Source organism: Oleiharenicola sp. Vm1, assembly GCF_047777955.1.
GTDB lineage: Bacteria > Verrucomicrobiota > Verrucomicrobiia > Opitutales > Opitutaceae > Didemnitutus.
Genome location: NZ_CP180537.1, coordinates 1,153,381 through 1,166,474, shown reverse-complemented (window position 1 = coordinate 1,166,474; position 13,094 = coordinate 1,153,381). Strand labels below are relative to the sequence as shown.

Here is a 13,094-nt window from a genome sequence, read left to right as displayed (position 1 = left end):
GGAGATTTCCCGATATTTCATCCGCCGCGCCGGCAACACGGACTTACGCGATTTTCGTCGCCGCGACGGCGCGAGGCCACGCGCGAACCTCCGGCCCCGTCCCGAACGGCCACGCGGGAGAACGGCGGTGCGGAGAAAAACAGGCGCCGGATTTCTCCGGCGCCCGGTTGCTTGCGCGCGCGCATCGGCCCGCGGGACGCGCCGCGGACGAACGCCCGCTCGGTTGCGAGGCGGGCGGCGGTGCCTCAGCGCTTGATGCCGACGTAGTCGAGGAACGCGCCCTGCGCCGGCGCGCGGCCGAGGAATTTCTCGACGGACACGTTCACGTCGCGCGTGTGCGCGGCAGCGTAGATCTCGCGGCGCAGGCGGCGGCCGACCTGCTCGTCGAGGAAGCCGCCCGGGGCCGTCTTGAAGGCGCTGGCCATGTCGAGCGCGAGCACCTTGGCCCAGAGGTAGCCGTAGTAGCCGGCGTCGTAGCCGGCGAGGTGGCCGAAGTAGGCCACGAAGGCCGTGTCGGCCGGCGGCGCGAGCGTGACGCGCGCGAGCGTGTCGTTGCCGACCTTGACCACGTCGACGGCCTGCGTGTCCGTCGCGGGCCGCGCGTGCAGGGCGAGGTCGATGAGGCCGAACGAAAGCTGCCGGCGCGTGGCGTAGCCCTCGGTCGCCTGGCGCGCGGCCTGGAGCGCGGCGATCGTCTCGGCGGGGATCTTCTTCGTCGGGTCGCGGTAATCGGCGGCGAAGGTGTCGAGCACGGCCTTGTCCCACACCCAGTTCTCGAGCATCTGCGAGGGCGCCTCGACGAAGTCCTGCGGCACCGCGAAGCCCGTCAGCGCGACGAAGCGCGAGCGGCTGAGGATGCCGTGCATGACGTGGCCGAACTCGTGGAAGAGCGTCACGACGTCGTCGTGCTTGAGCAGCGACGGCTTGTCGGCGGACGGCGCGGGGAAGTTGCAGAGCAGCGCCTCGACCGGCAGGTCGTAGCGGCCGTCGGCGAGCACGCCGCCGAGCTTCTGCTGGAAGCAGGCGAAGTGGTTGAACTTCCCCTCGCGCGGGAACATGTCGAGGTAGAACGCCCCGAGCACCTCGCCGTCGGCGCTGTCCTGCACGACGTAGAGCTGCACGCCCTCGGCCCAGACGTAGGGCGCGTGCACCTCGGTGAACTTCAGGCCGAAGATCTTCTGGTAGATGGCGAACATGCCCTCGAGCGTCGCCTGATACGGGAAGAACGCACGCAGCGCCTCGCGATCGACGGCGTAGCGCTCCTTCATCAGCTGGTTCGTGTAGTAGCTGACGTCCCAGGACTCGAGCGGCGCGTCGGGCTTGCCGGTGTCCTGCGCCTTCAGCTGGCGCAGCGTCTCCATCTCCTGCGCGAACTTCGGCTGCAGGCCGCGGACGAGGTCCTCCTCGAACTTCACCGCCGTCGCGCCGTTCTTGGCCATGCGGGTCTCGATCTGGTAGTCGGCCCAGGAGGCGTAGCCGAGGCGGCGCGCGATCTCGCCGCGCAGCGCGACGAGTTTCTGCAACACCGCGACGTTCTTCTCGCGCGCGAGGTTGCTGCGCGCGACCGCCACGCGGCGGCGCACCTCGGCGCTGCGGGCGTTCTCGGCGATCGCGATGGCGTGCCAGGTGACGTTGGCCATCACGCGATACTTGCCGTCGGGCTGCTTCACGCCCGGGCTTTCCAGGAAGCTGGCCGGCACGCCGGCCAGTTCCTCGGCAGTGAAGTCGATCGGCGCGCGCGCCTGGTTGATGTTGACGGCGAACTCGGTGTTCAGGGCGGCGAGCTCCTTCTGGAGCTTCTCCACCTCCGCGCGCTCGGCCGACGGCAGGCTCAGGCCGGCGCGGCGGTAGTCGCGCATCGTGAAGTCGACCAGCCGCTGCTCCTCGGCGCCCAGCGCGGGCTTCGCCGCGGCGACGGCCTGCAGCACCTGGTAGAGGTCCTCGCGGTAGGTGACGCCCACCGCCCAGCCGGAGAGCTTCACCGTGGCGTCGTTGGCCGCGTCGCGCACGGCGGCATCGAGGTTCGACTGGGCGACGGTGCCGAGCTGGGAATTGAGGTCGCTGACCTGGGCCGTGATGGCGTCCACCGCGGCGAAGGTGCTCGCGAAGGTGCGCTGGGCGGCGGGCTGGGCGACGGCGATCGCGAGGGCGGCGTCGGCCTCCCGGATCGCGGCGTCGGTCTGGGCGCGGACCTCGTCGACGGTCTTCGGGTAGGTCGCGAGTTCGAGGCGGGCGTGGTGCTTCGCCGCGAGGGCTTGGAAGTCGGACAACGAGGCCGGAGCGGCATTCGTGAGCGGCAGGATCATGGTAAGGAGCGTGCCCATCAGGGCGGAACGGGGGAACGTGGTCATCGCAATCGGGGTTGATCGAGGAGGCGACAGCTCACTGCGCCGGCGATTCGCGCGCAACCCTTTTGCCGGCGGCGGGCGTCAGGATTAGCTTTGCGGCGTGCCGGCTTCGGGCTTCTTCTGGGGGCTTATGATCAAACTATCCCGCACGCTGCTGGCGCTGGCGTTAACGGCCGCCACCGCCCTCTTCGCGCAGACTCCGCCGGAACAGACGCGCCTCCTGCGCTTCCCGGCCACGAACGGCTCCCAGATCGTCTTCAGCTACGCCGGCCAGCTCTACACCGTCGGCCTGGACGGCGGCGTCGCCCGCCGCCTCACCGACGCCCCCGGCTGGGCGATCTTCCCGCGCTTCTCCGCCGACGGGTCGCAGCTCGCCTTCACCGCCCAATACGACGGCAACACCGAGGTCTACGTGATGCCCGCCGACGGCGGCACCCCGCGCCGGCTCTCCTACACCGCGCTCAACACCCGCGACGACCTCAGCGACCGCATGGGGCCGAACAACATCGTCATGGCGTGGAAGAACAAATCCAACGAGATCGCCTACCGCGGCCGCTGGACCGATCCCAACGACTTCCTCGGCCAGCTCTACACCATCGGCCTCGACGGCGACGTGCCGCAGCAGCTGCCCGTGCCGCGCGGCGGCTTCCTCAGCTTCTCGCCCGACGACACGAAGATGGCCTACAACCGCGTCTTCCGCGAATTCCGCACCTGGAAGCGCTACCGCGGCGGCATGGCCGACGACGTCTGGATCATCGACCTGAAGACCGGCGCGCTCGAGAACATCACCAACAACCCGGCGCAGGACATCATCCCGATGTGGGCGCCGAACAACAAAATCTATTTCCTCTCCGACCGCGACGGCCACCTGAACCTCTTCTCCTACGACCTCGCGTCGAAGAAGACCGCGCAGCTCACGACCTTCAAGGACTACGACATCAAGTTCCCCTCGCTCGGCCAGGGCGGCATCGTCTTCGAGCAGGGCGGCCTGATCTGGCACTTCGACCTCAAGACCGAGAAGGCCCGCCAGGTGCCCATCACCGTGAAGGAGGACATGGCCATCGCCCGCGGCGGCGTCGTCAACGTCTCGAAATACGTCGCCGGCGTCCAACCCTCGCCCGACGGCAAGCGCGCCGTCGTCGTCGCCCGCGGCGAGGTCTTCACCGTCCCGGCCAAGCACGGCCCCGTGCGCAACCTCACCCAGACCTCCGGCGTGCACGAGCGCGACGCCTCCTGGTCGCCCGACGGCAAGTGGATCGCCTACCTCTCCGACGCCACCGGCGAGAACGAGATCTGGATCCGCCCGCAGGACGGCCACGGCGAACCGCAGCAGATCACGAAGGGCGCCACGACCTACTACTACAACCCCGTCTGGTCGCCCGACAGCAAGAAGCTCCTCTGGGCCGACCGCGAGCAGCGCCTGCAGTTCGTCGACATCGCGACCAAGGAGGTCACGCTGATCGAGAAGAACGACACCTTCGAGACCACCGACATCGCGTGGGCTCCCGACAGCAAGTGGGTCGCGTGGGTCGCGCCGAATCGCGGCAGCTACCCGAAGGTCCGCCTCTACTCGCTGGAAGAGAAGAAGGCCATCGACGTCACCGACGGCTGGTGGTCCGTCAGCGACGTCAACTTCAGCGACGACGGCAAATGGCTGCTCTACGCCTCCGGCCGCGACTTCAACCCGACCTACGGCGTCACCGAGTTCAATCACATCTACCGCGACTGGGAACGCGTTTACCTCGTCGCGCTCGCCAAGGGCACCGAGTCGCCCTTCAAGCCGAAGAGCGACGAAGTCGAAATCGCCAAGGACGACGAGGTGAAGGAGAAGCCGATCGCCGAAAAGTCCGCCGACGCGAAGCCCGCCGACAAGGCCGTGGCCGAGGCGAAGGAGGACAAGAAAGACGCCAAGGACGCCGCGCCCGCCGCCGACAAGAAGGACGCCAAGAAGAAGACCGTCGTCGTGAAGGTTGACCCGACCGGCTTCGACGAGCGCACCGTCGGCCTGCCGATCGCCGCGTCGAATTACGGCAACATCGAGATGGTGGGCGACAAGGTCTACTACCTGCGCGTCGCCAACCCGTTCGGCGGCGGCGGCACGATGTTCGTCTACAACTTGAAGGACCAGAAGGAGACCGAGCTCGGCGCCGCGAACGGCTTCGTCGTCACCGCCGACCGCAAGAAGATGCTCGTCTCCGCCCAGCGCGAGTTCGCCCTCATCGACCTGCCCGCCGCCAAGTTCGAGCTGAAGGACAAGCTCAACCTCGCCGGCCTCGAGATGAAGCTCGATCGCCTCGCCGAGTGGAACCAGATCTACAACGAGGTCTCGCGCCAGATGCGCGACTTCTTCTACGCGCCGAACATGCACGGCCTTGACTGGCCCGCGATGACGAAGAAATACGGCGCGCTCGTCCCGTCCGTCCGTCACCGCAACGACCTCAACTACCTCATCGGCGAACTCATCGGCGAACTCTCCGCCGGCCACGCCTACACCGGCGGCGGCGACCGCGTGAACGAGGCCCCGCGCCTCGCCATCGGCCTGCTCGGCGCCAAGGTCTCGCGCGACCCACAGTCGCGCGCCTACCGCATCGACCACATCGTGCCAGGCCAGAACTGGGAAAACGGCCTCCGCTCGCCGCTCACCGAGATGGGCGTCGACGTGAAGGAGGGCGACTACATCCTCGCCGTCGACGGCAAGCCCGTCGCCGCGATGCAGTCGATCTACGCCGCGCTCGTCGGCACCGTCGGCAAGCAGGTCGTGCTCCGCGTGAACTCGAAACCCACCGACGACGGCGCGCGCGACGTCACCATCGTCCCGATCGGCGACGAGAGGCCGCTCTATTACCAGGAGTGGGTCGCGAAGAACCGCGACTACGTCGCCAAGAAGACCAACGGCCAAGTCGGCTACATCCACATCCCCGACATGGGCCGCGAGGGCCTGAACGAGTTTGTGAAGCAATACTACCCGCAGCTCGACAAGAAGGCCTGGATCATCGACGACCGCGGCAACGGCGGCGGCAACGTCTCCCCGCAGATCGCCGAGCGCCTCAGCCGCACGCTCGACTTCTTCTCCGTCGGCCGCAACGGCCAGCCCACGGCCAACCCGACCGGGATGGCGCTCGGCCCGAAGGTGCTTCTCCTGAACGAATTCTCCGCCTCCGACGGCGACATCTTCCCGTATCGCTTCCGCCAGCGAAAGCTCGGCACGCTCATCGGCAAGCGCAGCTGGGGCGGCGTCGTCGGCATCCGCGGCTCCCTGCCCATCGTCGACGGCGGTTCGCTCAACCGTCCGGAATTCGCCAACGGCTTCGACGCCGAGGGCAAGAACTGGATCATCGAGGGCCACGGCGTCGACCCCGACATCGTCGTCGACAACGACCCGTGGAAGGAATTCCACGGCGAGGACCAGCAGCTCGACAAGGCGATCGAGCACATCCTCGGCGAGCTGAAGACCAAGGGTAAAGACATCCCGCCCACCCCGCCCTACCCGAACAAGAGCGCCGGCTCCTGAGCCGCTCGCTCCCCAAGGCACAGCCCCCTCCCCGGGCCGGTCTCGCGACCGGCCCTTTTTCTTGGGCGGACGCGCCCCGCCAAACGATTTGCCGAGGGGTTTTCTTTTCCCCACCGTATCACCGGGCATGACGCCTCCCGATCAACTCCGCCCCCTGCTCCGCCGCTGGCAACACGAGCCCGCGCCCGCCCCGGAGTTCGCCCGCGGCGTCTGGGCACGCATCCACGCCGCCCGTCAGGACGAGCGCGTCGTGGTCGCCTTCCGCTGGGCGCTGCCCATCGCCGCCTCGCTCGCCCTCTTCCTCGGCGCCAGCGCCGCCCGCATGCAGGCGCAGCGCGCCCACGCGGAGCAGATGGCCGACTTCTACGTCCGCACGGTCGACCCGGTCCAAATGGCCGACCACGGCAGCCACAAATGAAGCGCTGGCTCACGCTGCTCGCCGTCGTGGTCCTGGTCGGCGCGGGCTCGTATGCGCTCACCCGCCTCTTCTGGCCCGCCCCGCCGGCCGACGAGGATCAGGTCACCTGGATCGCGCGCGAGTTCAAGCTCACCGCCGCCCAGAAGGCGGTGGTCGAGAACTGCACCGCGACTACCTCCCGACCTGCTCCGACCACTGCGCCCTGATCGTCGAGGCCCGCGAGCGTCTGGCCGAGAAGCCGGGCGATGCCGCGCTGCAGGCCGAGGTCGTCCGCCTCGAGCGCCAGTGCCAGCAATCGACCCTCGCCCACGTCCGTCAGGTCGCCGCCTGCATGGCGCCGGACCAGGCGCGCCGCTTCCTCGCGCTCGTCGAGCCGCGCATCCTGCACCACGACCACCACGCCGCCTTTGGCCTGAAATGACGCCCACCGCGGAGCCCAGCGACGAAGAGACGATGCTCGCGCTCCAGCAGGGCGAGGAGCTGGCGCTGAACCGCCTCATGGCGCGCTGGGAACGGCCGCTGCGCAGCTTCCTCTACCGCTCGACGCGCAACGAGCACGACGCGCTCGACCTCGCCCAGGAAACCTTCGTCCGCCTCTACCAGCACCGCGCGCGCTACCGCCCCGGCGCGCGGTTCTCGACCTGGATGTTCCAGATCGCGCTGAACCTCGCGCGCGACCACGCCCGCCGCGCCCGCCGGCGCCCGACCGACTCGCTCGAGGCCGCCCCGGAGCAATTCACCACCGCCACGCCGCGCGCCGACGCCACCGACGCCGAAGCCGCCGCCGCCGTGCGCGCCGCCGTCGCCGCCCTGCCGCCGGACCTGCGCGAGGCGGTGCTGCTGGCGGAATTCCAGGACCTTTCGCACAGCGAGATCGCCGCGATCGTCGGCACGACGCCCAAGGGCGTCGAAACCCGCCTCTACCGCGCCCGCGAAAAGCTCCGCGGCCTGCTGGCGCGTTACCTCCGGGATTGAGGGCGCTGTAGCGGCGCGGCCGGAGTTGCCGGTCGACAAGCGCGCCGCCGCTCCCGAGCGTGTCCGCATGGCGATTGTCACTCTCAACCCGGCCACCGGCCGCCCGCTGCGTTCGTATCGCGAGCTGACCGCGCGCGAGCTCGACCGCGCGCTCGACCGGGCCGCGCGCGCATTCGCGGACTGGCGTCGCCTGACCTTCCCGCAACGCGCCCGCCACCTGCGCGCCCTCGCCCGCGAGCTGCGGCGCGGCGCGGACCAATTCGCCGCCCTGATCACCGCCGAGATGGGCAAGCCCGTCGCGCAGGCCCGGGCCGAAATCGAAAAATGCGCGCTCAACTGCGAGCATTTCGCCCGCGACGCCGCGCTCTTCCTGGCCGACGAGCGCCCCGCGGGCGCGCCCGCCCACCGCTACGTCACCTACCAGCCGCTGGGCGTCGTGCTCGCGATCGAGCCCTGGAATTTTCCCTTCTGGCAGGTGTTCCGCGCCGCGGCCCCGGCGCTGATGGCCGGCAACACGATGGTGCTGAAACACGCCTCCAACGTCACCGGCTGCGCCCTGGCCATCGAGCGGATCTTCCACCGCGCCGGCCTGCCCCGGGGCGTGTTCCAGACGCTCGTCGTCGGCGGCGCGCGCGCCGAGCGGCTCGTCGCGGACGACCGCATCGCGATGGTCACGCTCACCGGCAGCACCGCCGTCGGCCGGCGCGTCGCCACGCAGGCGGGCGCCGCGATGAAGAAGGGCGTCTTCGAACTGGGCGGCAGCGACGCCTACGTGATCCTCGCCGACGCGGACCTCGATCGCGCCGCCGAGCTCTGCGCCGAATCGCGGCTCTACAACACCGGCCAGAGCTGCGTGGCGGCGAAGCGCTTCATCGTCGTCGAGTCGGTGCGCGCCGCCTTCGAGGAGAAGTTCGCCGCCGCCCTCTCCGCCCGGCGCCCGGGCGACCCGACCGATCCCGCCACGCAGCTCGGCCCGCTCGCGCGCGCGGATCTGCGCCGCGAGCTGCACGGTCAGGTGCGGCGCAGCGTGCGCGCCGGCGCGCGGGTGCGGCTGGGCGGCGCCATGCCGCGGGGCCCCGGCCACTTCTACCCGCCCACGCTGCTCACCGGGGTGAAGCCCGGCATGCCGGCGTTCGACGAGGAACTATTCGGTCCCGTCGCCGCCGTGGTGTCGGCGCGCGACGAAGCGGAGGCGATCCGCCTCGCGAACCTCACGCCCTACGGGCTCGGCGCCGGCGTGTTCACGCGCCAGCGCCGGCGCGGCGAGCGCATCGCCCGCGAGCAGTTGCAGGCGGGCAACGCCTTCGTGAACGAGTTCGTGCGCTCGCACCCGACACTGCCCTTCGGCGGCGTGAAGCTCAGCGGCCACGGCCGCGAACTCGGCGCCTGGGGCATCCGCGAGTTCACCAACGTCAAGACGATCAGCGTGCGTTGACGCCGGGCGTCTCGAGCGGCGGGTTCGATCCCTGGGAGCCCCAGGTCTCCTCCATGATTTGCCGCACGCGCTCCGCGGACACACGCAGCCGCAGGAAGCGATGCAGGAAACCGCGCGAGGCGGCGCTGGTGTGGTATTCGCCCGCCTCCGCATGGAAGAAACGGCGGCTGCGCAAATCGCCCGCGCTGCGCAGGAACTCGCGATCCGCCGCGAAATAGTCCGGGATCACGTCGAGCAGCCCCCTGAATGGCCGGGCGTGGAAATACAGCACGCGAGGCAGCAGATGCTCTTCAAAACCGGTGGGCGCGATCTGATGGATCGAGCAGTAGCGTTCGCGAAAGGACAGGGCCATCGAGCGAGGGAGGTGACTGGGGCGGCTCGGGAAAGAACCTAAAATCACATCCGCCCGTTAAGCCCTGCAATCCCAGCGATACCCCAGTTAGTCTGAGGGCTTCTCTTTCCGGACGAACCCTGCCTGCGCGCGGCGCAGCCTGCCCGGAACGCCCCGGCCAAGCATGGCTCGGCGGTGGCACGGATCCGCGATTCGCGCCTGCCATCCCGCGACCCGCTGCGGCCTCGCCGGGCCGGTGCGGACGCCCGACATCCCCGGCGTCTTTCTCCCGAAACCGCCCGGCGCGACGGGATCGGCCATGCCACGAAATTTCTGCTTCCGTTTTCGTCCCCACACCCTACGTTTTCGCACCTTGCTTCCGGAGAGGTGGCAGAGTGGTTGAACGCGCCGCACTCGAAATGCGGTTTAGGCTAATACCCTAACGTGGGTTCGAATCCCACCCTCTCCGCCAGTTCTGGCACAGATCGGGCCGCTAGTGACGCTCTATGCGAACTATCTTCACGCTGAACGGCGGGCAGGCGCGATGCGGGTCAGCCAAGACCGCCAGCCAGCCACCGCTTTCGGCAGACCAAGCCGTGTAGCGGGCCAAATTAGTTTCCTTGTCGAAGATCGGGTGGAAAAACTCCAGACGCCCCCCCTTGTAATAGATGACGCGCAGCTGCGGCGTGGTGCCGGCGGGGCTGCCTGCAGCCTGTGCTTCTATCTCAATCTTGGAAACGATGCCAGGCAGCTTGATCCAGACCTCTCCACCAGGCACTAGCCAGCAGGCACCGTCGCGCAGGTCTGTCTCACGTCCGAAGACCGTAGCGCCCCTCAAGGCCGGCGGCAAGAGTGCCGTCTGCAAAGCAACCGGCACCCCGCCCCCGGCCGTGGAAGCCTCCTGCAACAACGGTGGAGGAGCATCAGATTCGACTGTGTTCCAGAGCTGCGGCTCGCGCCAGCCAGCCACAACCGCTCCCGCATCGCTCTGGGGCACGGTGACCGTGAAGACCAGATTCAAGCCGCTGGCGTCGAGCTGGCCAGTCGGCACGACCAATTCGTCGGCATCGTCGGGTAGGTTGATATCCCGACTCCAGCGCAAGTAGCGCGACGCTCCCTGCACCGCGTGGGCCTCGAATTTTATGGGCGCCAGCGCCCGCCCCTTCTCGATTCGACGGACGATCGCGACCCCCGAAGCGCGATAGCTAGGCGCATCGATTTCCAATTCGCCGACACCCCGGTCGGTTCCCACGAAACGCCGCCCATCGGGCAGAAGTTGCATCGGCAGATTCGAAACCAGCCGCAGGCTATCGACGTTGCCACCGATGTTCTCGTGAAAAGCCAGAGGTCTCGCCCACAACACGCCGGCTCGCAACTTGTGATAGACGAAGAATCGCCCCATGCGCTCCATGGTGAAGCGGCGCATGAGTGTCTCCTGCACCGACAGCGGCCAGGAGTTCCAGGCCTCGACGACGAGCACGTGTCGATACCGGTCACCAGCGAGCACTTCCCGCTGCAACAAGGTCAGCTCCTTCGCACTCTCGAACGCGGCTGCGACCAGCGGCAACCCTTTCACCTTCGGCGCCGGCCAGACACGTTCAAGCCACTCGATGCCGGGACCGTAGAAAACCTGATTCGCCTCCGCGCCCAACGTCTTGCGATACGCAGCGAAATCACCCAGGGAACCGGCGATGCTCATCGGGATCGCAAGGCCGCGCAGGTAGCCAAACTCCGAACCGATCGTTTCCCCCTGCACATAGCTCGATCGCGCCTCGCCGGCATGGCCAAATTGCGAGCGCTGGCCCTGCCACGCCGACTCCCAACCACAGACGCCCACAAACACTGCCGGTGCGCCCAACGCTAGCCACGGCCCTCTGCCCCGAACAGGCAGTCGGAACCCCAACCACAGCCCCGCGAGCATCACCAACGAGGCGGCAACCGCAAGATAGACGATCTCGTTGTTCGTGAGCAGCAGCGCCGCACCGGAAAGCGCACCGCATAGCCCGGCCAGCAGCGCAAAAGCCCACCGCAACCAGGGACGTTCACCCCCGCACAAGCCTGCCGCCGGCACCGCCAGCAACGGTAATAGCAGCACCACCAACCCGCTTTGCGGCAACCGCAGGGGACCGTAGTAATCGTGCAGCGTGGCGAAATAGACTTTCGCATCCGTCAGCAAGCCCACGCGCCCCCCGCGCGCGCCAAGCGGAAGCTGGACGACGTTGTAATACCAGGTCCGCAAATCAGCGCCCGTCCAAGCCAGTTCGATCGCCAGCGGCAGCACCAGACCGAAACCGCAAACAAAACCGAGACTCGCCGCCACGCGGCGCCAGGGGGCGCGTTGCTCGACCGCGCCCCAGGCAATCCAACCGATTGCCATGGCGCAGCTCAACAAATGGAAATTGATCTTGTTGAGTCCGCCCAGGACCAATCCCGCCGCCGCGAGCGCGTGCCAGCCGGCGTGTTCGCGACGCAGCAGCGGGGCCACCGCGAAGCTCCAAACAACCAGCGCCATCGCGAAGACGCCAACGGGGTTGTAGAAGATGATCGTGTGCTGCGATGCACTGCAGGCCACGATCGCCGCCACGAACACGCACGACAGCACCGGGGGCCAACGACGCGCCAGCAGCAGCGTGAGCGTCACGGCTACGAGTCCGATCAACCCGGCCGCCCCCCACGTCATACCGACGTAGCTACCGCCCCCCCAGCGTTCAGCCAGATGGTTCAGTGCGAAGGTAGCCGACTGCGCCGGAGTAGTGAAATCGACGAACAGACGCTGGCCCTCATCGAAGCGCGCGTTCACATTGATGAAGAGACCGTAGTCGTAGAAATCGCGCAGGAATCGATGGTTTCTCACCCACGGCGCAAGCATCAGCCCCGTGACGGCGAGACAAAGCAACCCCAGCTTCCAACGGGACCAGATGATGGGAGACATGCTCACAGGGCAAAACTAATGACGGCATCAATCACACGCGACTGCTGCTCTTCACTCATCGAGTAAAAGAACGGCAGACGCAGCAGTTGATCGCTCACCGTCTCCGCAACCGGGCAGTCGCCGGGCCGGCCGCCCCACTGCCGTGCGAATTCCGACAGGTGCAACGGCAGATAATGAAACACCGCAAGGATACCTCGCTTTTGGAGGTGGGCGATCAGCGCCGTGCGCGCCGTGAGATCCGGCATTAGCAGATAATACATATGGTAGGCCTGTTCGCAGTGAGGCGGCACGACCGGACGTCGCACGCCGTGTCCGTCGCACCAGTTACTGAGTTCGGCATCGTAGCGTTCCCAGATCTTCCGTCGGCGCGCCTGCACCTCCCGCCAGACCTCTAGCTGCCCGTAGAGAAACGCTGCCAGCACGTCGCTCATCACGTAGCTGCTACCAATGTCCACCCACGAATATTTGTCGATCTGTCCACGAAAGAAGCGCGCGCGATTGGTGCCCTTCTCGCGGATGATCTCCGCCCGCTCGGCGAAACGCGCGTCGTTGACGAGCAGTGCTCCGCCCTCACCACAGGTGATATTTTTAGTCTCGTGGAAGCTTTGCGTCGCCATCGCGCCGAGTGTGCCGAGCCAGCGCCCACGGTATTTGCCGAAGAGGCCGTGCGCGTTGTCCTCGACCATCACCAAGCCGTGCTGCTTAGCCAAGGCGCCGATCACGTCCATCTCACAGGCCACGCCGGCGTAGTGCACTGGCACCACAGCCCTGGTGCGCGGCGTCACATGCAGCGGCAGTTTCGCCTCGTCGAGATTCAGCGTGTCCGGCCGAACATCACAAAACACCGGCTTCGCCCCGCGCAAGGCAAAGGCATTGGCCGACGACACGAAGGTGAAGGAGGGCACGATCACCTCGTCGCCGGGCTGCAAATCAAGCAACAACGCCGCCATCTCGAGCGCATGAGTGCAGGAGGTCGTCACGAGCGCGCGATGGACACCGAGCTCGCGCTCGAGCAAGGATTGACATTTACGCGAGAAGTCTCGATCCCCCGCGATCTGGCCACTGCCCATCGCCTGCTGAATGTAGGCGTATTCGCGACCGACGACCGTGGAGTGGTTGAAGGGAATGGACGACGGCAGCATAC

Annotated in this window: 9 protein-coding genes and 1 tRNA gene; 6 read left to right on the top strand and 4 right to left on the bottom strand. The window is 67.6% G+C overall.

The window, feature by feature from the left end; all coding sequences use genetic code 11:
• Positions 1–245: 245 nt before the first annotated feature.
• Positions 246–2,351 (bottom strand): M3 family metallopeptidase, encoded by a 2,106-nt coding sequence (locus ACMYLB_RS06110; RefSeq protein ID WP_415910063.1) that lies wholly within the window; start codon positions 2,349–2,351, stop codon positions 246–248.
• Positions 2,352–2,478: 127 nt separating this feature from the next.
• Between ACMYLB_RS06110 and ACMYLB_RS06105 the strand changes: the two genes are divergently transcribed.
• From ACMYLB_RS06105 to ACMYLB_RS06085, 5 genes are all read left to right on the top strand, one after another.
• A complete protein-coding gene (locus ACMYLB_RS06105; RefSeq protein WP_415910062.1) occupies positions 2,479–5,859 on the top strand; it encodes a S41 family peptidase in 3,381 nt (1,126 codons plus the stop codon).
• Between the two features lie 127 nt (positions 5,860–5,986).
• On the top strand, positions 5,987–6,277 hold the full coding sequence (locus tag ACMYLB_RS06100; RefSeq protein WP_415910061.1) for a hypothetical protein: 291 nt from the start codon (positions 5,987–5,989) through the stop codon (positions 6,275–6,277).
• Positions 6,274–6,483: a hypothetical protein gene (locus ACMYLB_RS06095; protein WP_415910060.1), complete on the top strand. Its 210-nt coding sequence runs from the start codon at positions 6,274–6,276 to the stop codon at positions 6,481–6,483. Before ACMYLB_RS06100 ends, ACMYLB_RS06095 begins: the two co-directional genes overlap by 4 nt.
• A 211-nt stretch (positions 6,484–6,694) precedes the next feature.
• Positions 6,695–7,252 carry an RNA polymerase sigma factor gene (locus tag ACMYLB_RS06090; RefSeq protein WP_415910059.1) on the top strand — a complete coding sequence of 186 codons (558 nt, stop codon included), beginning with the start codon at positions 6,695–6,697 and terminating at the stop codon, positions 7,250–7,252.
• Positions 7,253–7,319: 67 nt separating this feature from the next.
• Positions 7,320–8,687 (top strand): NAD-dependent succinate-semialdehyde dehydrogenase, encoded by a 1,368-nt coding sequence (locus tag ACMYLB_RS06085; RefSeq protein ID WP_415910058.1) that lies wholly within the window; start codon positions 7,320–7,322, stop codon positions 8,685–8,687.
• Here the strand turns inward: ACMYLB_RS06085 and ACMYLB_RS06080 are convergent.
• Entirely contained in the window at positions 8,674–9,039 is a 366-nt protein-coding gene (locus ACMYLB_RS06080) for a hypothetical protein (protein WP_415910057.1), read from the bottom strand. The genes ACMYLB_RS06085 and ACMYLB_RS06080 overlap by 14 nt on opposite strands.
• A gap of 360 nt (positions 9,040–9,399) precedes the next feature.
• Here ACMYLB_RS06080 and ACMYLB_RS06075 point away from each other — a divergent pair.
• A tRNA-Ser gene (locus tag ACMYLB_RS06075) sits at positions 9,400–9,490 on the top strand.
• Positions 9,491–9,511: 21 nt separating this feature from the next.
• On the opposite strand, the gene ACMYLB_RS06070 is transcribed toward ACMYLB_RS06075, so the two are convergent.
• Entirely contained in the window at positions 9,512–11,950 is a 2,439-nt protein-coding gene (locus ACMYLB_RS06070) for a hypothetical protein (protein WP_415910056.1), read from the bottom strand.
• Between the two features lie 2 nt (positions 11,951–11,952).
• The gene (rffA, locus tag ACMYLB_RS06065) at positions 11,953–13,092 is read right to left on the bottom strand and encodes a dTDP-4-amino-4,6-dideoxygalactose transaminase (protein WP_415910055.1); all 1,140 of its coding nucleotides are present in this window, start codon (positions 13,090–13,092) and stop codon (positions 11,953–11,955) included.
• Between the last annotated feature and the right edge of the window lie 2 nt (positions 13,093–13,094).

What these genes read in the sequence shown, in the direction of transcription:
- ACMYLB_RS06110 (WP_415910063.1), bottom strand. Translation starts at nt 2,351, where the DNA reads ATGACCACGTTCCCCCGTTCCGCCCTGATGGGCACGCTCCTTACCATG.
- ACMYLB_RS06105 (WP_415910062.1), top strand. Translation starts at nt 2,479, where the DNA reads ATGATCAAACTATCCCGCACGCTGCTGGCGCTGGCGTTAACGGCCGCC.
- ACMYLB_RS06100 (WP_415910061.1), top strand. Translation starts at nt 5,987, where the DNA reads ATGACGCCTCCCGATCAACTCCGCCCCCTGCTCCGCCGCTGGCAACAC.
- ACMYLB_RS06095 (WP_415910060.1), top strand. Translation starts at nt 6,274, where the DNA reads ATGAAGCGCTGGCTCACGCTGCTCGCCGTCGTGGTCCTGGTCGGCGCG.
- ACMYLB_RS06090 (WP_415910059.1), top strand. Translation starts at nt 6,695, where the DNA reads ATGACGCCCACCGCGGAGCCCAGCGACGAAGAGACGATGCTCGCGCTC.
- ACMYLB_RS06085 (WP_415910058.1), top strand. Translation starts at nt 7,320, where the DNA reads ATGGCGATTGTCACTCTCAACCCGGCCACCGGCCGCCCGCTGCGTTCG.
- ACMYLB_RS06080 (WP_415910057.1), bottom strand. Translation starts at nt 9,039, where the DNA reads ATGGCCCTGTCCTTTCGCGAACGCTACTGCTCGATCCATCAGATCGCG.
- ACMYLB_RS06070 (WP_415910056.1), bottom strand. Translation starts at nt 11,950, where the DNA reads ATGTCTCCCATCATCTGGTCCCGTTGGAAGCTGGGGTTGCTTTGTCTC.
- rffA (WP_415910055.1), bottom strand. Translation starts at nt 13,092, where the DNA reads ATGCTGCCGTCGTCCATTCCCTTCAACCACTCCACGGTCGTCGGTCGC.